Origin of the sequence: Puia sp., assembly GCF_035546395.1 — a bacterium.
Lineage (GTDB): Bacteria > Bacteroidota > Bacteroidia > Chitinophagales > Chitinophagaceae > Puia.
In genome coordinates this window covers 260787-285972 of the sequence record NZ_DASZXR010000002.1, presented here as the reverse complement: position 1 = coordinate 285972, position 25186 = coordinate 260787, and the positions used below count along the sequence as shown (strand labels likewise).

At 55.5% G+C, this 25186-nt stretch carries 21 protein-coding genes; 11 read left to right on the top strand and 10 right to left on the bottom strand.

The annotated features are described in order from the left end of the window. Window positions 1-38: 38 nt before the first annotated feature. Window positions 39-632, bottom strand: coding sequence for a hypothetical protein (locus tag VHE34_RS02315; protein WP_325584156.1), 594 nt, complete (start codon window positions 630-632; stop codon window positions 39-41). 34 nt (window positions 633-666) lie between these two features. On the opposite strand from VHE34_RS02315, the gene VHE34_RS02310 reads away from it, so the two are divergent. Then, on the top strand, window positions 667-1236 hold the full coding sequence (locus VHE34_RS02310) for a pentapeptide repeat-containing protein (protein ID WP_325584154.1): 570 nt from the start codon (window positions 667-669) through the stop codon (window positions 1234-1236). Window positions 1237-1449: 213 nt separating this feature from the next. On the opposite strand, the gene VHE34_RS02305 is transcribed toward VHE34_RS02310, so the two are convergent. Genes VHE34_RS02305 through VHE34_RS02285 form a run of 5 tightly spaced genes read right to left on the bottom strand, consistent with a single transcriptional unit; the run spans window position 1450 to window position 9650 of the window. Beyond that, on the bottom strand, window positions 1450-1785 hold the full coding sequence (locus VHE34_RS02305) for a hypothetical protein (protein ID WP_325584152.1): 336 nt from the start codon (window positions 1783-1785) through the stop codon (window positions 1450-1452). A 2-nt stretch (window positions 1786-1787) separates the two neighbouring features. Continuing rightward, window positions 1788-3533, bottom strand: coding sequence for an alpha-L-arabinofuranosidase (locus VHE34_RS02300; RefSeq protein ID WP_325584150.1), 1746 nt, complete (start codon window positions 3531-3533; stop codon window positions 1788-1790). Window position 3534: 1 nt separating this feature from the next. Continuing rightward, on the bottom strand, window positions 3535-4770 hold the full coding sequence (locus VHE34_RS02295) for a hypothetical protein (RefSeq protein ID WP_325584148.1): 1236 nt from the start codon (window positions 4768-4770) through the stop codon (window positions 3535-3537). 11 nt (window positions 4771-4781) lie between these two features. Further along, a complete protein-coding gene (locus VHE34_RS02290; protein ID WP_325584146.1) occupies window positions 4782-6422 on the bottom strand; it encodes a RagB/SusD family nutrient uptake outer membrane protein in 1641 nt (546 codons plus the stop codon). Window positions 6423-6440: 18 nt separating this feature from the next. Continuing rightward, window positions 6441-9650 carry a TonB-dependent receptor gene (locus VHE34_RS02285; RefSeq protein ID WP_325584144.1) on the bottom strand — a complete coding sequence of 1070 codons (3210 nt, stop codon included), beginning with the start codon at window positions 9648-9650 and terminating at the stop codon, window positions 6441-6443. 193 nt (window positions 9651-9843) lie between these two features. Between VHE34_RS02285 and VHE34_RS02280 the strand changes: the two genes are divergently transcribed. Together VHE34_RS02280 and VHE34_RS02275 are read left to right on the top strand one after the other, a co-directional pair. Further along, window positions 9844-13968, top strand: coding sequence for a hybrid sensor histidine kinase/response regulator transcription factor (locus VHE34_RS02280; protein WP_325584142.1), 4125 nt, complete (start codon window positions 9844-9846; stop codon window positions 13966-13968). Between the two features lie 145 nt (window positions 13969-14113). Then, a complete protein-coding gene (locus VHE34_RS02275; protein ID WP_325584140.1) occupies window positions 14114-14635 on the top strand; it encodes a hypothetical protein in 522 nt (173 codons plus the stop codon). Between the two features lie 95 nt (window positions 14636-14730). Here the strand turns inward: VHE34_RS02275 and VHE34_RS02270 are convergent, their stop codons facing one another. From VHE34_RS02270 to VHE34_RS02260, 3 genes are all read right to left on the bottom strand, one after another. Next, the gene (locus tag VHE34_RS02270; RefSeq protein WP_325584138.1) at window positions 14731-15195 is read right to left on the bottom strand and encodes an Hsp20/alpha crystallin family protein; all 465 of its coding nucleotides are present in this window, start codon (window positions 15193-15195) and stop codon (window positions 14731-14733) included. Window positions 15196-15392: 197 nt separating this feature from the next. Next, window positions 15393-15620 carry a hypothetical protein gene (locus VHE34_RS02265; protein ID WP_325584136.1) on the bottom strand — a complete coding sequence of 76 codons (228 nt, stop codon included), beginning with the start codon at window positions 15618-15620 and terminating at the stop codon, window positions 15393-15395. 103 nt (window positions 15621-15723) lie between these two features. Beyond that, window positions 15724-16695 (bottom strand): NAD(P)H-quinone oxidoreductase, encoded by a 972-nt coding sequence (locus VHE34_RS02260; protein ID WP_325584134.1) that lies wholly within the window; start codon window positions 16693-16695, stop codon window positions 15724-15726. A gap of 57 nt (window positions 16696-16752) precedes the next feature. Between VHE34_RS02260 and VHE34_RS02255 the strand changes: the two genes are divergently transcribed. Both VHE34_RS02255 and VHE34_RS02250 read left to right on the top strand, forming a co-directional pair. After that, window positions 16753-17715, top strand: a complete 963-nt coding sequence (locus VHE34_RS02255) for a sugar phosphate isomerase/epimerase (protein WP_325584132.1) — start codon at window positions 16753-16755, stop codon at window positions 17713-17715. A 255-nt stretch (window positions 17716-17970) separates the two neighbouring features. Next, entirely contained in the window at window positions 17971-19383 is a 1413-nt protein-coding gene (locus VHE34_RS02250) for a glycoside hydrolase family 140 protein (RefSeq protein WP_325584130.1), read from the top strand. A 15-nt stretch (window positions 19384-19398) separates the two neighbouring features. On the opposite strand, the gene VHE34_RS02245 is transcribed toward VHE34_RS02250, so the two are convergent. Next, window positions 19399-19884, bottom strand: coding sequence for a DUF421 domain-containing protein (locus VHE34_RS02245; protein ID WP_325584128.1), 486 nt, complete (start codon window positions 19882-19884; stop codon window positions 19399-19401). Between the two features lie 64 nt (window positions 19885-19948). Here VHE34_RS02245 and VHE34_RS02240 point away from each other — a divergent pair, with 64 nt between their 5' ends. The 6 genes from VHE34_RS02240 to VHE34_RS02215 all read left to right on the top strand — a co-directional run bounded on the left by VHE34_RS02240 (window position 19949) and on the right by VHE34_RS02215 (window position 25171). Further along, entirely contained in the window at window positions 19949-20437 is a 489-nt protein-coding gene (locus tag VHE34_RS02240; protein WP_325584126.1) for an inorganic diphosphatase, read from the top strand. A 13-nt stretch (window positions 20438-20450) separates the two neighbouring features. After that, window positions 20451-20705, top strand: coding sequence for a DUF6496 domain-containing protein (locus VHE34_RS02235; RefSeq protein ID WP_325584124.1), 255 nt, complete (start codon window positions 20451-20453; stop codon window positions 20703-20705). Between the two features lie 117 nt (window positions 20706-20822). Next, complete coding sequence (locus tag VHE34_RS02230) at window positions 20823-22934, top strand: TonB-dependent receptor plug domain-containing protein (protein WP_325584122.1); 2112 nt, start codon at window positions 20823-20825, stop codon at window positions 22932-22934. Window positions 22935-22983: 49 nt separating this feature from the next. After that, the gene (locus tag VHE34_RS02225; RefSeq protein WP_325584120.1) at window positions 22984-23475 is read left to right on the top strand and encodes a YfiR family protein; all 492 of its coding nucleotides are present in this window, start codon (window positions 22984-22986) and stop codon (window positions 23473-23475) included. Window positions 23476-23483: 8 nt separating this feature from the next. Continuing rightward, complete coding sequence (locus VHE34_RS02220) at window positions 23484-24815, top strand: ATP-binding protein (protein ID WP_325584118.1); 1332 nt, start codon at window positions 23484-23486, stop codon at window positions 24813-24815. After that, a complete protein-coding gene (locus VHE34_RS02215; protein ID WP_325584116.1) occupies window positions 24812-25171 on the top strand; it encodes a response regulator in 360 nt (119 codons plus the stop codon). The genes VHE34_RS02220 and VHE34_RS02215 overlap by 4 nt, the downstream gene beginning before the upstream one ends. Window positions 25172-25186 lie beyond the last annotated feature (15 nt).

The following is a 25186-nucleotide window of genomic DNA, read 5'->3' as shown; positions in this document are numbered from 1 at the left end:
GAGTGGGTAGTAAGAAACTATGACCTTTCGGGTGGCGGCTATTCGGGATAAGAGCGGCCGATGATACGATTGCCGTTGATGACGGCGCGGAGGCCGTTGGCGGCGGTGGCCAGGGCGGAGCCGACGGCGACGATGGCGATGGCGGTGTTGGGTGGCAGGGTTTTTTGAATGATGAGCGCCAGGCCGGTGAGGCCGACGAGGGATGTCCAGACGGCGACGAAGTAGTCGAACTTTCGTTTGAAGATGCGGGCGAGGGGGAAGAAGTGCAGGCCGACGATGAGAGCGAGGCTGGGGATGAAGAGATAGTCGAGGTTGGTATTGACGAGGACGTTTTTAACGACCAGGATGGCGAGGCCTTCGGTGCCGAAGATGTAGAGGAACTGGCGGGAGCGGCGGCGTTCTTCCTGGGTGTCGGTCGCATCAGGGTTCTTTGGGAGGGATTGTTCGACGTGGTGGAATTTTATATAATGGGCGAGAAAGTAGAGCACGACGAGCCCGAAGAATACGCCGATGGCGCCATAGTCTTTGAATTCCAGCGCCACTTCGGCAACGACTGTCCAGATGCTGGTAAAGATCATCATCAGGAACAGTCCACCTATTGGGTTCTCCAGGTCTTTTCTCGCAGGAGGCATGGCTTTTTCTTTAAATATACGTTATCTTACCATTATGGATGCCTTTGTGGAAGATCAAACTTTCGAGACGATCGATTTTAAAGCAAAACCACCGGCAAAGGGTCACTATGACCATTGTACGTTTCTCCACTGCGATCTTTCTTCGGTCAATTTGTCCGAGATTATTTTTGTCGATTGTGTGTTCACGGGTTGCAATCTGTCGATGGCGGCGGTATCGGCGACGGTGTTTCGCGATGTTCGATTTGGGGAGTGCAAGATGCTGGGAATGCGGTTCGATCAGGCGTCGATGTTTGGTCTTGCCTGCGGGTTCGGGGGATGCATACTGGATCATTCCTCTTTTTATGCGATGAAGATGAAGAAGACGAATTTTTCACGATGTCAACTGCGGCAAGTGGACTTCACCGGGTGTGATCTGAGCCAGGCGGTGTTTGATGGGTGTGATCTGGCGGATGCGGTATTTGAGCGAACCGTGCTGGAGAAGGCGGATCTGCGGGGGGCGTTCAACTATTCGATCGATCCGGCGGGGAACCGGGTTAAAAAGGCGCGGTTTTCGTTGGAGGGGGTGAGGGGATTGCTGGGGAAGTACGATATTTTGATAGAATAGCTATATACTTGGTTTTTGCTCTTTTGCGGGCGAGAATTCAGGTTGGCTTTCGGACGGGTTTTGCCCGTCCCGGCTGGATTTGTATGCGGTGTACATCGATCACAACAAAGCAGAGGAATTGCGCAATAGGTTGGGCGAGCTTTATAAAGATGCCCTGGTCGGTTTTTAGATTCGCGCACGCAAGAACAATTCCCGGTAATCTTTACTTCAATTTCATTTCTCTACCACCAGGAACACTGCGCCGCGGGCGGGGACGGTGGTGGATTTGTTGTTGACGAAGACTTTGCGGGGGAATTCGGTGGTGTCGGCTTCGCCGGCGGCGGCGCCGGCGAGGGTATACCAATAAACATTTTTGCCGGGATGGAAGTGATGGATGTCGAGACGGATGGTAAGGGGCGTTGCACGGGGGTTGACGAGGGTGGCGGGTAGGATGAATTTCTTTTCGGTCCAGCTGTCGAGGAAGAAGCCGATCGTGGGAGCGGCTGTGGGGCGGCGGTAGGTATGATCCAACAGGCAGAGCAAGGTGAGGACCGCGTAGTATTTGTTCATGGTTATTTTTTGTCGGCGACCAGGTAGACGACGCTCATTGGGGGAACGGTGATGTTTATGGTGCCGGTAAGGGCGGCTCCGGCGGGTCTTATGGATGCATAGTCAGGGGGGCCGCCGGTGGCGGTCGTAGGTCCGGCGCCATTTACATAGACCTTGCCTGAAAACGGCGCGTTATCTGTTCCGCCGGTGAGGATATACCAGTGATACCTGGCTCCGGCGGGGAAATGTTGAAAATCGATAGACACCACATGGATCGCCGTGCTTCTATTGACGAGGACGGTGCCGGCCTGGCCGGAGCTAAAGGTAGAGGAATATGTGATCAAATCGTTATCGGCTTTTTTAAGGGAGTCATCAACCAGGCGATCGCCGACACATTTCTGGAAATAATACATATAGTAGAACGCGGGACGGGGATTCCACTTAGGAGCGTCTGGCTGGTCCCCGACATTGAACATACCCATGTCGTCGCCGTTGGCCCAGGCGTTGGCGAGGTCCCAGCGGCTGGCCTCGCCATATTGGTTCTTAATAAATCCACCGAGGGCCAGGACTGCGTGGATGCCGGCGATATATGACGTGTTTTGTTTGCTGCCGACCGCCTGGATATTCCATTCGGTCATGGCGACGGGCTTTGCGGCCGCGCCGGCGCTTTGCCATTGTTGCTTAAGGAAGGACATGACCTTTGGCGGTTCGCCGGTGCCAGTGGCGAGGATATCGGGGGCAGTGGAATTCGCATTGTAGGCTGTGAAGTAATCGTGGACGATGTAATAGTCGGCGGCGCTGCCTACGTTTGCCAACACCCCCTGGTTCCAGTTTTGTACCGTGCTGTTGTCATAAGACTGGGGTTGGGAGGAGTAGAGAGTGGCGCCGATGTAGATCGTGGCGCCTGTGGCGTTTGCGGCGGCCCGCATGGAGTCAGCGAAGACCTTTACGTGCCGGCCGTAGAGTGCGCCGGTAACAATAGCGGGCTGGCCGTCGCGGTTCTTTGCCGGATCGATGCGGTAGCCGGCTTCCCAGTTGCCGTAGGTCTCGTTGCCGATCTCCCAAAATTTTGTCCGGCCGTTGTCATACCGAACCCAATCGGCGGCGAGGTGGGCGGCGGAGTCGACGGGACTGGCGCCTGTAGAATAACGGGCGTAGCCGTAGTTGACGGTGATGATGCCTGTGGAATTCGTTTGTGCGAGCAGGGTATAATAATTCGCGAGGGTGAGCGTCCAGTCCTGGGTGTTATCGCCGTACCAGGCGTTGATAGGAATCGAATTGCCATTGAGATCGAGGATGCTGTCGGGGGCGTCGGAGGGCTTTGGCCTGGCGTCGCTGCCGTTCCAAAAATAGAGATCGCTGTTGCTTCCTGCGGGGGCGCGGATGATATTGGGGGAAAGATCCTTTATGTATTGCATGAGGCTGGGTTGGGTGATGATCTGGCCCATCCAGAGGTTGGAGTTGTTGCCGTAGATCGTGGGCGGCACTTTGGCGAGTACCTTGTTTACGTCAATGACGAGCGAGTCGCTGACGGCCAGGGTGGAAGAATTGGCGACGGGGCTGTCGGCGGGCAGTGACAGGGTGCGCGGCGTCCAGGCGTTGCCGAAGAAGCCGATGGTGACCGGCGGGACGGGGTCCACGGGGTTATAGTTCGAATCGACGTGCCGGACAGGGTTCGAGTTATTGCCGGGATTATTGGGTTGCGGCGACCCGTGTTTACCGCAGGCCGCCGTTCCCAGGAGAAGGATAAAGACTAAGGGAAATCTCATTCTATTTTACTATAAGGACATCATCGAAATACAATTGTTCGGTAACGCTGTTGCTGTTCATGAAAAATGCCACCGTATTGAGCAGCTGTGAGCTGTTGGCCGCCCAGTTGGTGGTAGATGTATTCCACAACAGGGTGTTGATGGGTATCTTGACGTAGTTCCAAACACCAGGCAGGATGGGCACGGCGTTGATCTGGTTGCCGCCGCCGTTGGCGAAGCCTTCGTTGCCCCATTCGATATAGAGGGTTTCCTTGGCGGTGCCGCCAAAGACCCAGAAGACGAGATAGGAATAATCCGGGGAATACACAAGACCGTCGGTTGCGGTCCCGCCACCTTCGCGGAAGCCGTCGATCTTCCAGCCACCGCCGCTGAACTGTGCGTTCCAGGTGGTGGAGGAGGTCATTGCTTTTGTATTGGTGATCGTTGCGTTGTCCCAGGACCAGCTGCCCCAGCCCGAGGCGATCGCGCCGCCGGTGAAGATCGGGTAGGCCGCGTCGATATTGACCAGCTCCTGGGAGCCGAGGGCGGTAAGGGAATTCCCGTTCGAGCTATAGGTGAAGGCCAGCACGCCGCGGGTCACGGTAGAAGATGCGAAGGAGACGACCATGACCGAATCGTTCTGACTGACGATGGTCACGGGGCTCGAACCGGATACGGCGCCCTGTACATTTACGGCCGTAACGGTGGCGAAGCCAACCCCTTTAAGCGTCATCTGGAAGTTATTCTTTGACGTAAAATTGAAGTCGGAGTAACCGGAGACCGTCGGAGCGGGCGGGATGATGGTGAATTTGTAAGCAGCGACGCCATGGGTGGTGGTGACGACGAGGCTGTCATTGGCCTGCGCTCCATAATAAGGCGTCTTTGAGGGGACCTGGACCAATATCGAATGGTCGGTGCTGAAGGCCCGGTTGAAATATGCGACGTACCCGTTGAACGTGACCTTTGTCGCATCGCCCAGGTTCGAGCCCTGGATGAGATAATAGTTGCCCAGTTGCCCGGCGGTAGTCGCCGAGTCGAACGGCACGGGCCGTGGGCCGTATTGTTTATTCGAATAGGTCGGCTGGCCACCTGGGGCATAGGTAACGATGGTATCGAATCTCGGGGTGCTGTCCGTCTTGAAATAGGTGTGGACGGATGCAATGGTTGGAGCGCCGGAACCCGGCGTATAGCCGAGGGAGTCATATTTTTTGCAGGAAGCGATTGCCAGAACTGCGATGAAGATGGGTAATATTTTCATAAACTATTTTATTAAAACTTATAAGGAACCGGTGGTTGTAACAAGGCAGGGTCGACGGAAGATTCCGATGCCGGGATGGGCAGCAGGAACTGATTGTCAGTGGGGGTAACGGTGTATGTGTTGCGGGTAAAGTCCGTGTAGTTGGGTGCTGTTCCCGCGCCGCTGCTGTTGCCGCGGTTTTGTGCCGAGATGATACTGATGGCTGTGGGGTGGTGTTGGTTGTTGAAACCGTCGATGCGGCAGAGATCGTACCAATAGTCTCCTTCGATGGCGAATTCCAGGCGGCGTTCGTTCAATAACTGCAGGTAGGTGAAGCTGGACAGCGAGGTCAGGCCGGCGCGCTGGCGAACCGCGTTGAAATACTTCAGCGCCGTCGGGTCCGCGGTGGAAGCCGAGAGCGGGATGCCTGAGCCGGGTTGCACGCCTGCCGCCTTTCCGAGAATGGCTTCGGCCTCGACCAGGTAGACATCCGCCAGCCGTAGGAGATAGGTGTTGTTGGAGGTGGCTTGTTTTGCCGCCAGGCCGCCGTTGTCATCCGGGTCGCCGACGACGTATTTCTTCATGCCTGCGTGCATGCCCTGTTCGTTGATGCTGGGAGGTACCGAGTAGCCTCCGGCGGCTTTCTGGAGTTCGGGATAGAAGTCATTCCCCAGCATGATCGTGCCGTGACGGCGGATGGAGTCGCCGGCGGTTTTGAATGCATCCTGCAGGTCCCAGCTGGGTCCCAGTTCGCCGTAGCCGTCGCCGGTGCCGGTGATGGTCGAATTGGCGGCGATAACGGACTGGAGCTGGTTGCCGAATCCGTAACCTGCGTTGGAGGTCCATTGCAAAGCGATCATCGATTCTTTACAATTATTACCGGCCAGTTCGAACATCGACGTGAAAGTGCCGGGGGCATCGAGCCCTACCAGGCCGAACTCGCCGCTATTGATGGCCAATTCGGCAAAGTATCTCGCACTGTCGTAATTCTGCTCGTACAGGTAGACCTTTGCGAGCATGCCGGCGGCGGAATTGCTGGAAGCGTGGCCAGTGTTGGCGACGCCCGCGGTGCAGTTCCGGACGGCAAAACCCATGTCGTTTGTGATGAACTTATAGACATCGGTCACCGGGTTTGTGGGTACGGAGGTGAAGGTGTTGGCGTCATTAGTCGGATTGGTGATGATGGGTACGTTGCCGAAGAGGCGGACCAGGTAGAAATAGGCCAGGCCGCGGATGAGGTGGGCCTCGCCCAGGGCGTTGTTGATGGTGGCGGTTGGGATGCCGGCCGTGGTGGCGGCGCCGGGCAGGTTGATCAGCAGTTCGTTGGATTGTGCGACAACGGTGTAAAGGGCGTTCCAGGCACTTTGAACGGTTTGGGTGGCGTTGCCTTCCGAGAGATTGCGAAAGGCGTCGAAGGAGCCGTCCGTACCCGAATAGCAGGCGGCGTTGCCGCCGGCCAGGTCCCCGATGGCGAGGAACGCCTTGCCGTTAAGGCCGAACCAGGGTGCGGCGTAGAGGATGTCCGTGCTATTTTGTACCTGGGCGACTGTTTGGTAGTAGGTGCCTACGGTCAATGCGTTCTCGGGCGGGCGATTGAAATAATCTTTTTTACACCCTGAACCGATTGCCAGGAGGAAGCAGGATACGAGAAGAAGGTTTTTATATTGTGTCATACTGTTTTTGTTGGTTTATTAAAATTCTGCGTTCAGGCCGGCGGTGAGCACCCGGGGGGTCGGATAGCGGCCGTAGTCGATGTTTTGCAAAAGAGGATTTTGGTTCAGGGAACCTACTTCCGGGTCGAGGCCGCTGTACCTGGTGAAGACATGCAGATTCTGGCCACTGACATATACCCTCAGGCGTGCAAGTTTTGCTTTGCGGGCGATGTTCTGCGGCAGATTGTACCCGAGCTGCACGTTTTGGATGCGCAGAAAGGACCCGCTCTCGATGAAGCGGTCGGACATGACCAAGTTATTGTTGCCGAAGGAAGCGCGGGGGGTGGGGATATTCGAACTCGGATTGGAGGGTGTCCAGTAGTTGGCGACTTTCGCCAATTGGTTCATATAAAGGCCATATTCACCTTGTGTTTGGAGGGATACGGCATTGAATACCTTTCCGCCGTATGAACCCACCAGGAAGATGGAGAGGTCGAAGTCCCTGTAGGTAAAATTGTTGCCGATGCTATAGGTGAAAGACGGATTGGGGTTGCCGAGGTTGTATTGTTTGTTGGGGTCGCCTTTTGCATCGCGGCCTGCGTAGAGGAGGTCGCCGAGATAAACTCCGCTGGCTACCGTCCGGTCGCTGGTGATGGGTTGCGTAGCGCCACCCGTCAGCCCGAGCACGTTTTGCGGATTGGCGATGAGATCGTTCAACTGGGCCTGGGTCTTGATCACGCCCAGCGATTTGTACCCATAGAATTCGCCGACCGGGCCGCCCGGTTTCGACCAGGTGGCCAGGATCGTCGGGCCGAAGCCGGTAGTCACGTAACCGGCCAGCGCGGGGAACCCGTTCAGGGAGACGATGTGGTTGGTATAGTGGGTGAACACCAGCGAGGTCGACCAGGTGAAATTCTTGTTGACGATGTTGCGGCTGTTGATGTTGAACTCGACGCCGGTGTTCTCGATCTCGCCAGCGTTTACCCACGGTGGCTGGACTACGGAGTTATTGGAATATTCGGCGGTACCACCGACCAGGTAGGCCGGCAGGGGTTGTTGGAAGAGGAAGTGCTTCGAGTTCTTTTTGTAAACCTCGACCGAACCTTCGATGCGGTTGTCGAGCAGGCCGAAGTCCAGGCCGATGTTTTTTTGGAGAGCGGTTTCCCAGGTCAGGTTGGGGTTGGGGAGGTTGGCGAAGAGAAAGGCTTCGCCGAGACCGGAGGCCACGCCATTGATAGCGGACCCATATTTATATTGACCAATGTTGGCATTGCCGACGGTACCGTAGCCCACCCTTATTTTGAGCGTGCTGAGTGTTTTGCTGATCCCGGTCATGAAGGGCTCTTCGGACAGTTTCCAGGAGACGGCGACCCCGGGGAAATTGCCCGTTTGATGGCCGGGCGCGAAGTTGGAGGACCGGTCACGGCGGAAGTTGGCGGTGATGCTGTATTTGTTATCGAAGGTATAGATGGCGCGGGCCAGCAGGGATTCCATGGACGTGCTACCCTTCGGTTCTCCGTCCACGGTAGTGGGCTGGCTTCCCAGGTTGAGGGTTTGGACCGTATTGCCGCTGATGAATTGTTTGACCCCCGCGGTGATGCCATCGTAGTTGGATTCCCAAACCTCATGACCCACCAGCACGTTCACATTATGCTTTGCCGCGAAGGTGTGGGTATAGTTGAGGTGTTCGAGCCAGCTCCAGTAGGTATCGTAGGTATTGTCAAAGAGCAGGGCGTTCTGGGTATTGGTGAAGGCCGGTACCGAGCCGGCGGCGCCGTAGGAGTAGGTGGGGTTGAAGATATGCGATTGGGTCCAGTTGAAATTCCCGTCCAGCTCGGAATGCACGGTGAAATCCTTTAGGAACCGGACATCGGCGAACAGGTTTCCCTGAACGTTGGTGCGGACCAGGTAGTTGGAGACGAGGGAGGCCAGCGCGATGGGGTTCGGGTAACCCTGGGCCACGCCATTGACGACCACGGGTCCCGCAAACGAACCATCGGCGTTGTAGATCGATGCGTCCGGGGCCTGGAGCAGGGCGTCGTAGATGATCCCGTATTGGTTACCGAGAGAGACGTTGGTCTTGTTCTGATTTGCCGTGAGGCTGGAACCGACTTTGAGCCAGTCTTTTGTCTGGGAGTTGACGGCGGCATGGAAGGTATACCGGTTGAAGTCCGAGCCGATGACTGTGCCTTGTTGTTTGAAGTAGCCGCCGGAGATGTAATAGTCCGTCTTGCCATTGGAGCCGGAGAAGGAAAGGGCGCCGTTGTATTCGGGTGCGCCTTTGAATATCGCTTTCTGCCAGTTGGTGCCGGGCCCCAGTTTGGAGGGGTCGGCGAATTCAATCCTCCGGGTAGTGCCGAAGAAATCGGCCAGTTGGTTCTCATAGGCGGCGAACTGGGGTAAATTCATCATCTTCAAGAATTTGTCCTGGTCCTGCCGGCCGTAATAAAAATCATAGTTGAGTTTTCCCTGACCCGCCCTTCCTCTTTTGGTCGTGATAATGATCACGCCGTTGGCGGCCCGGCTGCCATAGATGGCAGTGGCCGAAGCGTCTTTGAGTACGTTGACCGACTCGATATCGTTGGGGTTGAGGCTGGTCAGGACGCTGAAGGACGTCTCCTGAGGGCCGGGAGAGACGTTGACTGCAAGGCTGTTGGAGTTGGGTTGCTGGGATGCATTCCCGTCGATGGCCACTCCATCCACTACGTACAGGGGTTCGGTGCCGGTAAAAGAGGTGATCCCGCGGACTCGGACGCTCACGGCGGCACCCGGCTGACCGGAGTTCTGCGTGACGGTGACTCCCGACAGCCGGCCCTGCAGCATCTGATCGACGTTGGACTGGGGAATATTGGCAATATCCTTCGAGCTGATGGAGGAGATGGCGCCGTTGACGTCCTGTTTCCGTTGAGTACCATAGCCGATGACCACTACTTCACCGAGCCGGGTGTCGGCGACATTTATGGTCACGGTGAGGGCGGTGCGGCCGTCCAGGTGAACCTCCTGGGGCGGCGCGCCGACATAGGAAACGACCAGGACGTCTGTTTGGGACGGGATGGTGATCTTAAACGACCCGTGGCCATCGGTCGTTACTCCGCCTTTCCGGCCTTTGACGGTAACGCTGGCCCCCGAGAGAGGGATGTTGTTCTGGTCGGAGACCGTACCGGTGACGGTCTTGTTCTGGGCGGATAACGGAATGGAGAGAGAAAGGCAAACCGAACAAGCAAACAATAGATTAATAAATTTTTTCATACGCAAGAATAGTTTTGGATGATTACCAGCGGGTGATTACCTGCGCGCATAATGCCACACTGCAATCGGTTTATATCTCCCGTTAAAAGTAGGAGTCTTGTGTAGGACAAAGGGGCGTGAAATCGGTTAAAATGGGGGGTGAAATGTTTATATTTGGGATAGCGATTGTCTTTTTATGCCAAAACTGAAGTGCTTGCTAAGCCTTTTCCTCCTGTTTGCAGCCGGCGGACTTTTGGGTCAGCCCCAAGAGTATTTATTTTCCCACCTTACTGTCACGGCCGGGCTTTCCAATAATCATATCACGGGTATCTATAAGGACAAGCAGGGTTTTATGTGGATCGGGACCGTTTCCGGTTTGAACCGGTATGATGGGTACCAGTTCCGCCCCTACCGGCATGATCCGCGGGACCGATGGACGATCGGGGACAATTATATCGAGCAGTTGTTCGAGGGGCCCGGGGGGAAGATGTGGGTGGAGTCGCGGAAGGGGCGGTTTGCGCTATACGATTATGACCTGGACCGGTTCGACGGCGACTATGCTGGGTATTTGCGGCGGTTGGGGTTGCCGGCCTATCAATTGCTGACGATCGCCCCTTCGCCTTCGGCAAAGGGGTATTGGTTTATATATAAGGACAGCGGGGTGTATCATTATCTATCGGATGGGAGGATCGTTTCTTTCCGGGCGGGTGTGTTGGCGGCGGGTCCGGTGGCGTCGGCGCGGGAGGATAGCCATGGGGATTGCTGGGTGATTCACCAGGACGGAGTGTTGGAGAAGATCGACGGCCGGACCGGCAGGATACGTTTTCGGTCGGACGCGTTGAAAAAGGATTTTGGGAATACGCTGATCCAGGCGGTGTTGTTTATCGATGGGCAGGACGATCTATGGATCTGTTCGAACGGGGTCTTTAAAGGGGTTTACTATTTTCATCCGCCGACGGAGCAGTGGCGGCACCTGGCGTTGGATGCGGGGGAGCGGGTGCTGAACAGCAATTTCGTATTGCAGGCCGTGCAGGATCGGGGCGGGGCCGTGTGGCTTGCCACGGATCATGGCGGCGTCGATATCGTCGACAAGCGGAATTTCTCGGTGCATTTTGTCAGCCATATCGACGATGACAGCAAGAGCCTGACGGACAACAGCATCACTTCTCTATTCCGGGATATGACGACGGGTACGGTCTGGTTGGGAACGTATAAAAACGGGGTGAGCTATTTACCTCAGAATGATTTCCAATTTCCCCAATACCGGTACGAGCGAGGCAGGGCCGGGTCCCTTCCTTTTGACGATATCAACCATTTTGCAGAAGATGCGCAAGGGAATGTCTGGATCGGAAGCAACGGGGGTGGGCTGATCTATTTCGACCGGAAGAAGAACAGCTTCCGGCAATGGGTACACGATGATCACGATAAAAACAGTCTTTGCAGCGATATTATTGTAAGCCTGTTGATGGACCGGGACGGCAAGTTGTGGATCGGGACGTATTTCGGGGGGGTGGATTGTTTTGATGGAAAGCGGTTTATCCATTACCGGCACCGGGATGCCGATACGGGCAGCCTGGCCGATGACCGGGTGATGTGTCTTTGCGAGGATTGGGACCGGCGGATCTGGGTGGGCAGCCTGGCGGGTGGGTTGGACCGGCTGGACCGGCGGAGCGGGCGGTTCACTCATTACAAGAGCACGTTGCCGAACTCGATCCTGAACGATTATATCTCGTCGATCATTACCGATCAGGAGGGAAATGTTTGGGTGGGGACCGGTTATGGGGTGGAATTCATCGAACGGGGAACGGGGGCGATCCGGCATTTTATTCCCGATGACGCCAAGCTGAGCACCAATAATGTGACTTGGCTGTTCCTGGACAGCCGAATGCGGTTGTGGGCGGGTACGCGGGAGGGGTTGAGTGTCCTGAACCCGGACGGGAAGACCTTTCAAACTTTCAATACGGATGACGGGTTGCCCGATAACGTCGTACGATACATCACGGAGGACAGTCTTCACCGGCTTTGGATCAGTACGGCCAATGGGCTTTCGCGGATCACGGTCGTGGCAAGGCCCGGGCTTTCGCAATTGGCCATCCGGTGCCGGAATTTCCATGAGCCGGATGGGTTGCAGGCGCGGGAGTTCAATGAGCGGGCGGGGCTGGCGACGAGGGATGGGCACCTGTTGTTTGGCGGGCCTAACGGGTTCAATATCTTCCGGCCGGAGAATATCCAGCCGGAGCGGCATACCCCGCCGTTGCTGCTTACGGGATTGGAGCTATTCGATAAGAGCGTGCATGTGGGTGATACCGTGAACGGGCGGGTGCTGCTGACGAAGAATCTTTCGGAGACCAGCGAGTTGACGCTACGGCATCAACAGAATGTCTTTTCGCTGGAGTTTGCATCGCTGGGTTATATTCCCAGTGCGAACAACAAGTATGCGTATATGCTGGAGGGGTTCAATCGTAACTGGCTGATCACGGATGGTAAGGTCCGGAAGGCCACGTATACGAACCTGGATGCGGGAACCTATACCTTCAAGGTCAAGGCGGCGGATGTGGATGGGGAGTGGTACGATCAGCAGGCTGTGCTGACCATTGTTGTACTTCCGCCGTGGTGGAAGACGCCGGTGGCGTACGGGGTGTATGTATTGCTGTTGGCCGGGGCGCTTTTGTTTGCGCGGCGGGTGTTGCTGCAGCGGGCGAGGATGCGGTTTGCTCTGGAGAATGAACGGCGGGAAACGCGGCGGATGCATGAGATGGACCTGATGAAGATCCGGTTCTTTACGAACATGAGTCATGAATTGCGGACGCCATTGTCACTGATCCTGGCGCCGGTGGACAAGCTGCTGGTGCATGGAGGGGGCGGTGATTCACGGCGCAGCTATGAGATGATCCGTCGGAATGCCAAGCGGCTGCTGCACCTGGTGAACCAGCTGCTGGACTTCCGGAAGATGGAGGCGGGCGAGCTGAAGCTTCATTTGCGGGAGGGGGATGTGGTGAGGTTCGTGCGGGACACGGCGAACAGCTTTGTCGACCTGGCGGAGAAGAAGAACATCTCTTTTGCGTATGATGCGGGGGAATGTACTTCGCTGGTGACCCGTTTTGACCATGATAAGCTGGAGCGCATTCTTTTTAATTTGCTTTCGAACGCTTTTAAATTTACGCCGGAGAATGGGTCGGTGAATGTGGCGGTGTCGGTCCGGCGGCGGGAGGCGGAGAATGTGCTTTTGTCGATCGCGATCCGGGATAACGGGATCGGGATCGCACCGGAGAAGCAGGAGAAGATCTTCGAGCGGTTCTTTCAGAATGAGATCCCTGAGACGTTGATCAACCAGGGGAGTGGGATTGGGTTGTCGATCACGCAAGAGTTTGTGCGGATGCAAGGGGGGACACTGGTGGTGGAGAGTGCGGTGAATGAGGGTTCGTGTTTTACGGTGGAGTTGCCGTTTAGGGAGGTGGGGGCGCCTGCGGCGAGCTTGGGTGCGGCGGCCTTTGGTGCTGCGGACTGGCCGGAGGAGGCTATTGAAGAGGTGAAGGAGGAGTTGAAAGAAGACGTCGGAGCGGCCGTCGCGCCGACGGTGCTGATCGTGGAGGATAATGAAGATTTCAGATTTTATTTAAAGGATAACCTTCGTGCTTACTATAAGATCATCGAGGCTGCGGATGGGAAGGAGGGTTGGCGGAAAGTGTTATCGGGGCATCCGCAGATCGTGGTGAGTGATATCAGCATGCCGCATATGGATGGCATCGAGCTATGCCGGAAGATAAGAACGGATGAGCGGACGTGGCAGACGCCGGTGATCCTGTTGACGGCGATGGCGGGTGAGACGGGGGTGTTGCAGGGATTACAGACGGGGGCGGCCGACTATATTACGAAACCGTTCAACTTCGAAGTACTGCTCTCGAAGATGCGTAATATCATCGAGTACAATGAGACGGTGAAGAAGAAGTATCAGCGACAGGTGCAGGCCGGTCCTGCGCCGGTGGAGGTGACTTCTGCCGATGACGACTTCCTGCGGCAGGTGCTGGGATATATCGAGGCGGAGATGAGCAATCCCGAATTGTCGGTGAGTGAGCTTTGCCAGCGGTTTCATGCGAGCCGGACCACTTTTTACAAGCGGCTGTTGTTGCTGACGGGGAAGACGCCGGTGGAATTGATCCGGCATATCCGGCTGAGGCGTGCGGCCGAGCTGTTGGAGAAGAGCCAGCTGACGGTGGCGGAGGTGGCGTATACGGTGGGATTCAATAATCCGAAGTATTTTACGCAATATTTTAAGGAGGAGTTTGGGTGCATACCTACGGCGTGGAGGAGACGCGGCCGCGGGGCGGCCGCGAATTGAGGGCGGCCGCAGTGCGGCCGCGGGCAGCGGCGCAAGGGCTAATGTCGGGAGGCCTTCGCCAGACCTGCGTTGCCACGGTCTGGCTCGGTCGGAACCTCCGGTTCTGGCCAACGGACCTGTGGTCCGTTTTGTGTATTTTTGCGGCATGAAACGAGTTGACGGATTTGAGGGGTTGGTTATCGATTCCATCCCGGAGTTCTGCCGGTTGATGGAGCTGCCGCCGCCGGAGCATCCGCTGGTGAGTGTGATCCGTTTTGAATGGATCAAAAGATTGTCTGCGGACCGGTTGCCGAACGTGGTCCTGAATTTTTTTTCTGTTTGGTTGAAGAAGGAGGCGGATATTGGGGTGATGCGATTTTTTTTACCAGGGCAGCCGGTTGAAGGGGAATTGAATGAGTGTGGATGTTGGCTTATGATCCATCCGGAGTTGTTGTGGAATTATTCTGTCGAGAGGAACCTCGATCAATATGGATTTTTCGTCGATTCCGTTTCGGCGGCGTTGCGGCTGGCGGGTAAGGAGGAGAAGATGATGGCGGGTATCCTTCAGAATATCGAGCAGGAATATTTGCCGCCGGTGAGCGCGTGTTGCCAGGAGGCGATCCTTTCTCATGTGGAGACCCTTTTCATTTATGCCGACCGGTTTTACCGGCGGCAACTACTTTCCTGAATTGGCGATCCCGTTGCGGTCCGTGAAAAATCGCGGTGCAACGGGATCTTTATTAGAGTAGGCGGCGGACCCGTTCGGTTCGCCTATTGATAAGCCTATTGCACGTTGATCGTGCGGGAAATCCGTTGTGCGTGTTCTTTTTTTGGTAAGGTCAAATGAAGAATGCCGTTGTCATAACGGGCAGAGGCCTTGTCCACATCGACCGTATCGTCGATCTTAAAACTACGGGTGAAGGATTGTTTCCGGTACTCCCTGCGGACCCAGCGGTGATTGTCGGGCTGTGTCTTGTTGTCTTCTTTGTGTTCGAAGGAGACGGTGAGGGCGTCGCCGGCGAAGTTGAGCTGGAAGTCCTGCTTTTGCAGCCCTGGGGCAATGATTTCCAGTTCGTAGGTTTTGTCGGTCTCCAGCAGGTTGACCGGTACTCCCGTTCGGGTTTGCAGTCCATTGAAGCCCCAGAATTCATCGTTGAACCAATGATCGAAATTCTGTTGGAAGAGTTGATCAACAACACTTCCAAAAGTTGCCGGGCGGGCATTTTCTTTTTTGATGATGTTTGTCATATGATCCTCCTTTTTTTGGATTCAATCAAGCAGGCAACAAGTAGGATGCCAGCCGCGATCTTCATGAAAAACTGACATTTTTTTATGACAAGGATTCGTTGCGCGGATAAAAAAATGTCAGAGTACGACCGTCTCTTCGGAATCTTCCTTGCGGCCGCGCAGGCGAAAAGCCAGGAGAATGTTTGAAATTCCGGTGATTATCGGGTAATCTCCCAGGAGGTGGCGACGACCTTGAAATAGTAACCGCTATCGCGTTTTATTCCGCTTGAGTGCACGCGTTGATAGCAGCAGCCGGCTTCGTCGGCTTTCGATTCGGCGATGAGGAATTGATCGGCTTCGCGTTCGGCGGTCTGCATGTCGGGGGCTTCTTCGACGACGACGATGTGACGGGCGTCGGGTTGAAAATGGGTGTTTTGCTTTGTCATAACCTGTGGTTTGTGCTTATCATTGTCTATGCATAGGTTGTGCCTGGCGGCGGCCCTGGGGCGACTGGGGGCTGATCTGGCTTCGGGTTTGGCGGGAGGCGGGCTATTCCCAGGAAAGCATGATCTTGCCGGTATGCCGGCCGGTGTCCATGAGGCGGTGGGCTTCCGCGGCAGCGGTATAGGGCAGGGTTTGATAAATGAGGGCCTTGTAGGCGCCGGCGCTGAGGAGGGGCCAGACTTTTGCGTGGATCTCGGCGGAGAGGGCTTTTCGCCACGCGTAGTCGCGGCCGCGGAGGGTGCTGCCGGTGATGATGAGGCGTTTGACCATTACCTGGTGGAGATTGATGGCGGGGTTATTGCCGGCCACCGAATTGATATACACCAGCCGGCCGTCGGGGCGGAGAATGCGGATGTTCTTTTGCAGATAGTCGCCGCCGACCATGTCGAGGATGACATCGATGCCGATGTCCTTCAATTCTTCGGCGAAATCCTGCGTCTTGTAGTTGATGAAACGCTGCGCGCCGAGGTCGAGGCATACCCTGCCTTTTTCTTCGGAACCGACGGTGGTATAGACGGTGGCGCCGAAACCTTTGGCCAACTGGATGGCGGCGGTGCCGATGCCGCTGTTGCCGCCGTGGACGAGGAAGTTCTCACCGGCTTTCAGGGCGCCGCGCTGGAAGACGTTGGACCAGACCGTGGAAAGGGCTTCGGGCAGGGCGGCGGCCTTAATAAAATCGTAGTTGGGCGGAATGGGCAGGCACTGGCCTTCGCGGGCGGTGACATATTGGGCATAGCCGCCGCCGGCGATGAGGGCGCAGACTTTGTCGCCGGGTTTCCACTGGCTGACGGCGGGGCCGCCCGCTTTTACGATGCCGGCAACCTCGAGACCGGGGATGTCGGCGGGGACGCCGTCGGGTGCGGCATAGTTGCCCTGACGCTGAATGATGTCGGCGCGGTTGAGACCGGAGGCCTTTACTTCGATCAATACTTCGTCGCCGGCCGGTTGGGGATCGGGGCGATCCTGTACTTGTAAGACTTCCGGGCCCCCGGGGGCGGTGATAACAATTGCCTTCATAAAATGCTCTTAACGTTCGAATTTCCATTATGTTTGTTTAACAAAAAGACTTGCTTTATGACAACCCGAAGGAAATTTCTCCAACAATCCGGTTTGGCGGTGCTTGCCGGACTTGGGCTGCCCAAACTGGGGCAGGCCGCTTTTTCCGCATATTCCCGTTTCCCGGCGATGCCGCCGGCGGGTCTTCAACTATATACGCTGGGCGACCTGATGGTGAAGGACCCGGTGGGTACGCTGAAGGAAGTGGCGGCGATTGGTTACAAAGAAGTGGAGAGCGCGGGCAGTGAAAAAGGGAATTTTTATGGATACGAGCCGAAGGAGTTGGCGAAGATCGTCAAAGAAGCCGGGATGCACTGGCGGAGCGCGCATGTGGGCGGCGCGCCGTTCAGTCCTGAGCAGATGATGAAAATGGCCAGGACGGCGCAGGATTCCGCGCGGGTGAAGGCGATGATCGAGCGGTTTAAGAACCGGCCGAAGGCGCTGAATCTCAAGGAAAACTATAAAGAGTTGGCCGATAAGGCCGCGGAAGGGGGGCTGAGCTACCTGGTTTGTTCATCGATTCCCGTCAATACGCTGGACGAGATAAAGATTGCGGCCGAGGTGTTCAGCAAGACCGGTGAGGCGTGTAAGAAGGTGGGGGTTCAATTCGCTTATCACAATCATACGACGGAATTCGACAATGTGGGGGGCGTACGGCCGTTTGACTATATCCTTGGGCATACGGATAAGAACGAAGTGAAGATGGAACTGGACCTGGCCTGGGCCACCAAGGCGGGACAGGATCCTGTGGAATTGTTCAAGCAGCATGCGGGCCGGTTCCCGCTCTGGCATGTGAAGGATCTGAGCAAGGATACGAAGCAGCCTACGGAGATCGGGAACGGCACCATCGATTTCAAGCGCATCTTCGAGCATGCGGGTGATAGCGGAATGAAATATTTCTTTGTAGAGCAGGATGGTGCGCCGAAGCCATTGGAGGATGTGAAGATCAGCTTTCAAAACCTGCAAAAGGTAGCGATATAGCCCTAAAGGTTTTCTGTATTTTTCCGGCAATTTCCGGTTGATTTACCCGTTGTTATACCCGGAACACGTTTCTTTGTCCGTAGCCAGGTATGCGTATTCCGATGTCCTGACGAAACTGTAAAACACGCTGACCGTGTTATTTCAACCGGTCCATTTTCGTCGTGAGCCGCAATGGGGGACGCCTTCGTAATACTTCCTGAGCTCGATCCTTATGAAAAACCGGCGCAGTAGACCCTGACCGAAAGTTATTGTACTATGCATACGGTTTTCAAGCACCTCCCGATTGCCCGGGAGGTGTTTCTTCTTTCGTTCTTTTTGGTTGTCCATTCCTGCGTTGGACAGCTGTTACCCATCCGAGTCAGCAATACGCATCATTTACTGGAAACTACGGACGGCAGGCCATTTTTCTGGCTTGGCGATACGGGTTGGGAGCTGTTCCACCAGCTGAACCGGGCGGAGGCGACGACCTATTTTCAAAAAAGGGCGGAGCAGGGTTTCAATGTAATACAGGCAGTGGCATTGCCCGAATTGGATGGGCTTCATACGCCGAATGCGAACGGTGATCTTCCTTTTATGGATACAACCTTCTCGAAACCCAATGAAAAATACTTCGCGTATATCGACAGTATGATCGATGTCGCGGCTTCGTATGGGTTGTATATCGCTTTGTTACCGACCTGGGGGGATAAGGTGTATAAGGACTGGTGGGGAAAGGGACCGGAGATATTTCATGCGGAGAACATTTATGCCTACGGCCGATGGATCGGGGCGCGGTTTCGGAACAAGACCAATCTCATCTGGATCATCGGGGGTGACCGGGACCCTCGGCCGGGATCGGCCGATGTAGCCGTATGGCGGGCGTTGGCAAAGGGTGTTACCGAGGGCGTAGGCGGGGCCGACAAGGCGTTGATGACCTTTCACCCGCAGCCAAAGGGGACGGGCAGCTCGTCGCAATGGTTCCAGCAGGATGGCTGGCTCGATCTGAATATGCTGCAGACGGGTCATTGCCGGGATACGGAGGTTTGGGAAACGGTGAGCAACGATTATAACCGGACACCGGGCAAACCGGTGGTCAACGGCGAGAATATCTATGAGGAGATGCCGGTGTGTTTCAATCCGAAGGAGCTGGGATACGCCAATGCGTATGATGTGCGCAAGTCTGCGTATCTAAGCGTGTTTGCCGGGGCCTGCGGACACACGTACGGTTGTGGGCCGGTGATCTTTTTTGGACCGAAGGGGAGCAACTTCTTTGCGGCGTTGCATGGCTGGAAGGAGGCGCTTGACTTTCCCGGCGCCAATGAGATGAAATATCTGCGCCGGCTGGTGGAGTCGAGGCCGATGGCCGACCGGGTTCCTGCGCAGGGGATGTTGGGCAGTGAGGGCGGTTGCGGGGCGGAACGGATACAGGCTACGAGGGGGAAGGACTATGCATTTGTGTATAGCGCCTATGGCCGGGATATTTCGATCCGGGCAAACGCCGGTCTGGGTTCGATCCTTGATGCGGGTTGGTATGATCCGCGGACGGGCAAGACGAAATATATCGGGGCATTCGACAATTCGAAGGCGCTGAGTTTTACTCCTCCCCTACCCGAGGCTTCGCCGGTGCCTTCGCAGCGGGAGGACTGGGTGTTGATCCTCGATGATGCCGCTGCGAAAAGGTGGCACTAGTGGGGAAATCCTTTCCTATTTTTTTATGATGCTGATCTCGCCGTTTCGTTCCTGGATGATGGCTTTGATCTGTTCGAAGCTGTCTTCATGAAGCTGGTGGCGGATGCTTTCGTGCAGGTCCTTTTCGCTGATGACCGCGTCGCGCATATTCTTTTCATTTCGTCTACCATCTTCGTACAACGTAGAGGCTTCGCCTTTTATCCAGCGGCCGAGGGTGTCGTTGTAGAGACTTATCCAGGCGAGCAGCCGGTGGACGAGAACGAAGGAAAGACAGGCCAGTGTTGTGGGAATGAAAGGGGAGGCGCCGACGACGACGCGGCTGAAGATGGAGCCGAGCATGATGACGATGACGTTGTCGAAGGCGGTCTTTTTCCCGAAGGTGCGGATGCCGGCGATGCGGATCAGCACGAGGGTGAGAAAGAAAGCGACGATGGCCCGGCAGATCATTTGGAGGCTATCGAGGTCCTTTCCTTCACCGAAGAGTGTATGAAGAATATTCATAGTTGGAGATTTTGCTGAGGAACCGGGGCAAATATTGGCCCGCTTTTTTAAGCGGGTGCTTATTATGGAAAGTATAGAAGTGGTCATCGAGACCCCGAAAGGCAGCTGCCAGAAATACGATTATGTCCCGAACACGCCGTTCTTCAAGATGAAGAAGATATTGCCTTCGGGGATGGTATTCCCGTATGACTTCGGGTTTATTCCGAAGACGAAGGGTGAGGATGGCGATCCACTGGATGTGATCGTCATCTCGGAGTTTGAGAGTTTTCCCGGCGTCATCATCAAGTGCCGGGTCATTGGAGGGATCAAAGCGGAGCAGTCGGAGGAGAAGGATAGTAAAAAGATGATCCGGAACGACCGGTTCCTGGCTATCCCGAAGTGCTCGAACATCTTCCAGAACGTGGAGAAGATGGAGGATCTGCCGAAGATGATCACGGATCAACTGGAGGCGTTCTTTACGGAGTACAACCGGCTCGAAGGAAAGAAGTTCAAGGCATTGGAGAAGATGAATCCCAGGGAGGCACAACGTTTGATCCACAAACAATTGCAATAAAACTATCATTATTATGGCAAAATATTCCAAAAAAGCAGGTGACAAGGTGGAGAAGGCGATGCAGGAGAAGAAGCGCGGCCAGTTGAAGAGTGGCCGGAGCGGGAAGAAAGTCAAGAGCCGGAAGCAGGCGATCGCCATTGGGCTGTCCGAGGCGAGGAAGGCGGGGGCCAAGGTGCCTAAGAAGGCTTCGAAGAAGAAGGCTGCCTCAAAAAAGAAAGCTGCGCCGAAGAAGAAAACGGCGAAAAAGAAGACAGCCAGGAAGAAATAAAGACCATTGCCCCAGACTGGGGCAATTCTTCCACACCTACCTATTACGTTGCGGTACGGCGCAAGGACGGCTTGTTTTTTGAGCATTCCAAGAAGGCCCAAACCTTCAAGAATTGCTATGAAACGATTACCCCGTTATTTCCTTTATCTTCTTTTGCCGGTTGCCGGCCACGCGCAGCATGATACCGTCCCTGAAGTGAACAGGCTGGCGGGACTTCCTCTCGAGCAATTGATGAAGATCAAAGTCGTGACCGCGTCGGGCTTTTTGCAGCCGGCGGCGCAGGCACCGTCTACGGTGACGGTTATAACGGCCCAGCAGATCCGCGAGCGGGGTTATGAGCAGCTGGAGGACGCGTTGCGGGATGTGCCGGGTATCGACATGATCCACATCAACGGGTATGCGCCCACCCTTATTTATTTCCGCGGGATGTATGGGGCGGAGAATCTGCGGGCGTTACTCATGATCGACGGCATTGCGGAGAACAATATCATCGGTAGCAATGATATGGCCGGTCCGGCCTATTCGCTGCATGATGTCGACCGGATCGAGATCATTTGGGGACCGGTGTCGGCGATCTACGGGGCCAATGCCTTTGGCGGAGTGATCAATATGATCACAAAGAAGGGCCAGGAGATGAATGGGTTTCATGCGGAGCAGGGATTCGGCAGTTTCAATACCCTCTTCGAGAAGCTGAACATGGGGGTCCGCCAGGGAAACTGGGAGGTCTCGGCATCGGGGACCTTGTATAGTTCGGACGGACCGGTGTTTGCCAATCGGGATCCGAACTATTCGGGTTCCTATGTCAACAAGGCGTACGGGTTGAAGGGCGCACTCAGCTATTATGGGGGGAAGACGGTGACCACGCTGGGATACCGGGAGTACCGGACGCCCATGGGTTGGGGTACTTATTCCAACAGTCCGACCACCTATCTTGGTCTGCCGCCGCAGGGCAATGGCAATTCCGGTGTGCTGGGTATCCTGTCCAGCGACTTTCGAGGGGAGCGGTCGGGGTTGGACGACGCTTTTTTGCGGACGCTTTATCTGCGGAACGAGTGGCGCCCTTCGGACCGGCTGACTCTATCCGGCCAGATCGTTTACCGGGAGACGGGCACGGGGGATGACAGCTATGTTTATATAACGACTGACGGCGTGCATATGATCCGGGCGAAGATCGCTACCCGGAGCAGCCGGGTGATGGGGCTGGTGACGGCCATTTACGAGCTGGGCGGCCATCAGAAACTATCGGGCGGTATCCAGTATTTCCGCGACAATGTCGAAAAGGGCGGCCGGGGTTCGACCTATGATCCGACGGCGTATGTGGTGGATGGGAAGGATACGGTGGTGAATGTGCGATCGACCTTTCTGCCCCGGGTCTATGACATCCGTAGGAATTTCGGCAGCTATCTCCAATACATACTCGAGACGCCTTATTTGAATAAGACGACCCTGACGGCAGGAGTGCGATATGACTACAACAGCTATTTTGGCTCGAATGTCAGTCCCAGGATCGTGGTCGTCAACGAGGCGACGGATAAGCTGACCTTCAAACTACAGTATGGTCATGCGTTCCGCGCGCCTACCAATCTCGAGATCTACCAGACGGGACGCAATTTCAAATTGGTGACGGAGAAGATCGATTCATATGAAGGGAATGTCTTGTATTCGTTTTCCGAAAGGGTAAGCGCACAGGTGAATGGATTTCACAACGATCTTTCGGATGTGATCATCCTTGCCAACCTGAGTGGGTTCAATCCCGACAAGAACCCCGGGATCGTTCATGTGACGGGTGTGGAAGCTGTATTTAATGTTAAACCCGTGAAGGAATTTTCGGCCTTTGCGAATTTCACCTGGCAGGATGCGACGGGTAAGAACCTGACGACGGGGATGAAGGGCAGGATGCCGGGTGTGGCCCGGGTGAAAGGGAATGCGGGGGTCACCGCCTATGCGGCCGATGTCTTCAGCGTTACGCTTTCAGGCAACTGGGTCGGTCAGCGTATCTCGCCCCCGACCGATCCTTATGGGCCCGTGGCCGGTTATTTCCTGACGAACCTTGTGTTTCATACCGGGAAGATCTTCGACAAGCGGATCAGCGCCAGCGTGGCGGTTCACAATCTTTTTAATGTCCGATGGCTGGACCCGGGGTTCCGGACCGCCGACGGGTTTGTCTACTCAACGGTGCTCGAGCAACCGGGGAGGAATGCCACTTTTAAAATCTGTGTCACGTTATAGTAGAACGGTCTTGCGCGCTTTCATTCATCATACAACCCTTTTCATTGCTGTGACGTTGATTATCTACGGAGGGCATATCGTTGCGCAGCCGGAGGAAACGGAGCCCAATCTCAAAGCCGCTTATATCTACAATTTTACGCGGTATATCAGTTGGGAAGCCGGTCCTGAAGAGTCCGATTTTATCATCGGCGAGATGGGCCATTCGGGGTTGGATTCGGCTTTGGGGACCCTTGCGAGAAATTACCTGGTCAACAACCGGCGGATCGTGCTGCGGCATTTCAACAGTCCGGAGGATATCGACTATTGTCATATCCTTTTTATCCCGGCCAAGTGCGGGTATTCGGTGCGTTCCATCCTCGCGAAGCTGGGTAAGGGGGTGTTGACCATCGGGGAGCGAAAAGGTGATGCGAGAGAGGGAGTGGCGTTGAATTTCGTGCTGGTGAATGAAAAGCTGAAGTTCGAGGCCAATGAGAAGGCTATCAGCAAAATGGGGTTAAAAGCAAGCAGTCAGCTGCTGAAGCTGGCGATCATGGTCCAATAATCGACGTTTTGAAGAATATCAGAGACATATCGATCCGAAACAAGCTGATCCTGATGCAGGTGTTCACCAGCATGCTGGTACTGGGCATCGTGTTCTGGACCTTTGTCGCCACGGAGTTCCGGGCCTATAAGACACGTAGAGCGGAGAGCATCACGAGTTTGGCGCAGGTGATTGCGGCCAATTCGGTGTCGATGCTGCAATTCCAGGACAATGATGCGGCGGAGAAGATGCTTGGGGAGCTGGAGAGTGTGGCGCCGGACATTGCCGTCGCGACGATCCTAGACAAGAAGGGGAATGCTTTTGCGCGGAAAATGCAGGGTGACACGAGCCGGGCGCAGCTGGAGGTGAGCTTTCCTATCCGAAGCAATGGGGAGTCGTTGGGAACGATCGTATTGTCGGCGCGCCTGTCCGACCTGGCGGCCATGAAACGGAGCCTGTTGAGTATGGCGATGATCCTTACGGCGATCGCCATTGTGGCGTCTTTCCTGATCGCCCGGCTTGTGCAGGCTTCGCTGTCTATCCGGTTGGAGCGGTTGGCGCAGGTGATGACGGAGGTGAACCAGACGGGGAACTATTCGCGGGTCATGGAGGAGAGCGGTGAGGATGAGATCGGGAGCCTGATCCGGAACTTCAACAACCTGTTGCAAAAAGTCAAGGAGAACGAGCGGAGGAAGGATGAATTCATTGGGGTGGCGAGTCATGAGCTGAAGACGCCGCTGACGAGCATTAAAGGTTATTTGGAAATGCTGACGATGGTAGAGATGGAGCAGCCGAAGAAGCAGATGGTGGAGCGGGCTTTTGCCAATGCCAGGAAGCTGGAGAAGTTGATCCAGGAGTTGCTGGACGTGAGCAAGATGCAGGTAGGCCAGTTGCAATTGCAGCTATCGGCGTTTGACCTGGGGGAACTGATCGAAGAGGCGGTGACGGCGTTCCGGATCGTCAGCCGGACGCATGTGATCGTTGTGGAGGAGTTGCCGAAGTTCCGGCGGGTGGTGGCCGACCGGCAGCGGATCGAACAGGTGCTGGTGAATCTTTTGTCGAATGCGGTAAAGTATTCGCCCGGGGAGGAAAAGGTAGTGGTCAGCTGCGAGGAGCGGCCTGTGGAAGTGGTCATCGAGGTTCGGGACCTTGGGCCGGGGATCCCGGTTGGGGAGGAGGAGGTGATCTTCGACCGGTTCTATCGATCGAAGGAAGTTGCCGACCATATTTCAGGTTTTGGTCTTGGTCTTTATATCTGCCGGGATATTATCCGGCGGCATAACGGGAACATCTGGGTGGAGTCCAGGGAGCGGGGCTCTGCCTTCCGGTTCTCATTACCCATTTTAAACTCTACGACATGAAACGTATTCTTGTGCTGGATGACGACCTGGATATTCTTGAGCTGGTGCAGATGGCGCTGAGCATGAACGGGTATAGTGTGAAGACGTTATCCCGGTGGGAGAACCTGGAGGATATGATCCATGATTACCGGCCGGAGCTGGTGTTGCTGGATGTGTCACTGGGCACGGCCGATGGGCGGGATCTTTGTCTGAAGCTGAAGACATCGCCTGCGACGCGGGATATTGCAGTGGTTCTTTTTTCTGCGAATATAGAGATGCAGAAGAGCGTTGCAGGTTGTTTTGCTGATTCCTTTCTATCGAAGCCCTTTGATCTGCAGCGCCTGACGAAAACTGTTCGGGAGGCTTTGCCGAAATAGCGGCGCGGGCTTTTT

Coding starts and splice junctions, on each gene's coding strand:
- VHE34_RS02315 (WP_325584156.1), bottom strand. CDS start 632: ATGCCTCCTGCGAGAAAAGACCTGGAGAACCCAATAGGTGGACTGTTC.
- VHE34_RS02310 (WP_325584154.1), top strand. CDS start 667: ATGGATGCCTTTGTGGAAGATCAAACTTTCGAGACGATCGATTTTAAA.
- VHE34_RS02305 (WP_325584152.1), bottom strand. CDS start 1,785: ATGAACAAATACTACGCGGTCCTCACCTTGCTCTGCCTGTTGGATCAT.
- VHE34_RS02300 (WP_325584150.1), bottom strand. CDS start 3,533: ATGAGATTTCCCTTAGTCTTTATCCTTCTCCTGGGAACGGCGGCCTGC.
- VHE34_RS02295 (WP_325584148.1), bottom strand. CDS start 4,770: ATGAAAATATTACCCATCTTCATCGCAGTTCTGGCAATCGCTTCCTGC.
- VHE34_RS02290 (WP_325584146.1), bottom strand. CDS start 6,422: ATGACACAATATAAAAACCTTCTTCTCGTATCCTGCTTCCTCCTGGCA.
- VHE34_RS02285 (WP_325584144.1), bottom strand. CDS start 9,650: ATGAAAAAATTTATTAATCTATTGTTTGCTTGTTCGGTTTGCCTTTCT.
- VHE34_RS02275 (WP_325584140.1), top strand. CDS start 14,114: ATGAAACGAGTTGACGGATTTGAGGGGTTGGTTATCGATTCCATCCCG.
- VHE34_RS02270 (WP_325584138.1), bottom strand. CDS start 15,195: ATGACAAACATCATCAAAAAAGAAAATGCCCGCCCGGCAACTTTTGGA.
- VHE34_RS02265 (WP_325584136.1), bottom strand. CDS start 15,620: ATGACAAAGCAAAACACCCATTTTCAACCCGACGCCCGTCACATCGTC.
- VHE34_RS02260 (WP_325584134.1), bottom strand. CDS start 16,695: ATGAAGGCAATTGTTATCACCGCCCCCGGGGGCCCGGAAGTCTTACAA.
- VHE34_RS02255 (WP_325584132.1), top strand. CDS start 16,753: ATGACAACCCGAAGGAAATTTCTCCAACAATCCGGTTTGGCGGTGCTT.
- VHE34_RS02250 (WP_325584130.1), top strand. CDS start 17,971: ATGCATACGGTTTTCAAGCACCTCCCGATTGCCCGGGAGGTGTTTCTT.
- VHE34_RS02245 (WP_325584128.1), bottom strand. CDS start 19,884: ATGAATATTCTTCATACACTCTTCGGTGAAGGAAAGGACCTCGATAGC.
- VHE34_RS02240 (WP_325584126.1), top strand. CDS start 19,949: ATGGAAAGTATAGAAGTGGTCATCGAGACCCCGAAAGGCAGCTGCCAG.
- VHE34_RS02235 (WP_325584124.1), top strand. CDS start 20,451: ATGGCAAAATATTCCAAAAAAGCAGGTGACAAGGTGGAGAAGGCGATG.
- VHE34_RS02230 (WP_325584122.1), top strand. CDS start 20,823: ATGAAACGATTACCCCGTTATTTCCTTTATCTTCTTTTGCCGGTTGCC.
- VHE34_RS02215 (WP_325584116.1), top strand. CDS start 24,812: ATGAAACGTATTCTTGTGCTGGATGACGACCTGGATATTCTTGAGCTG.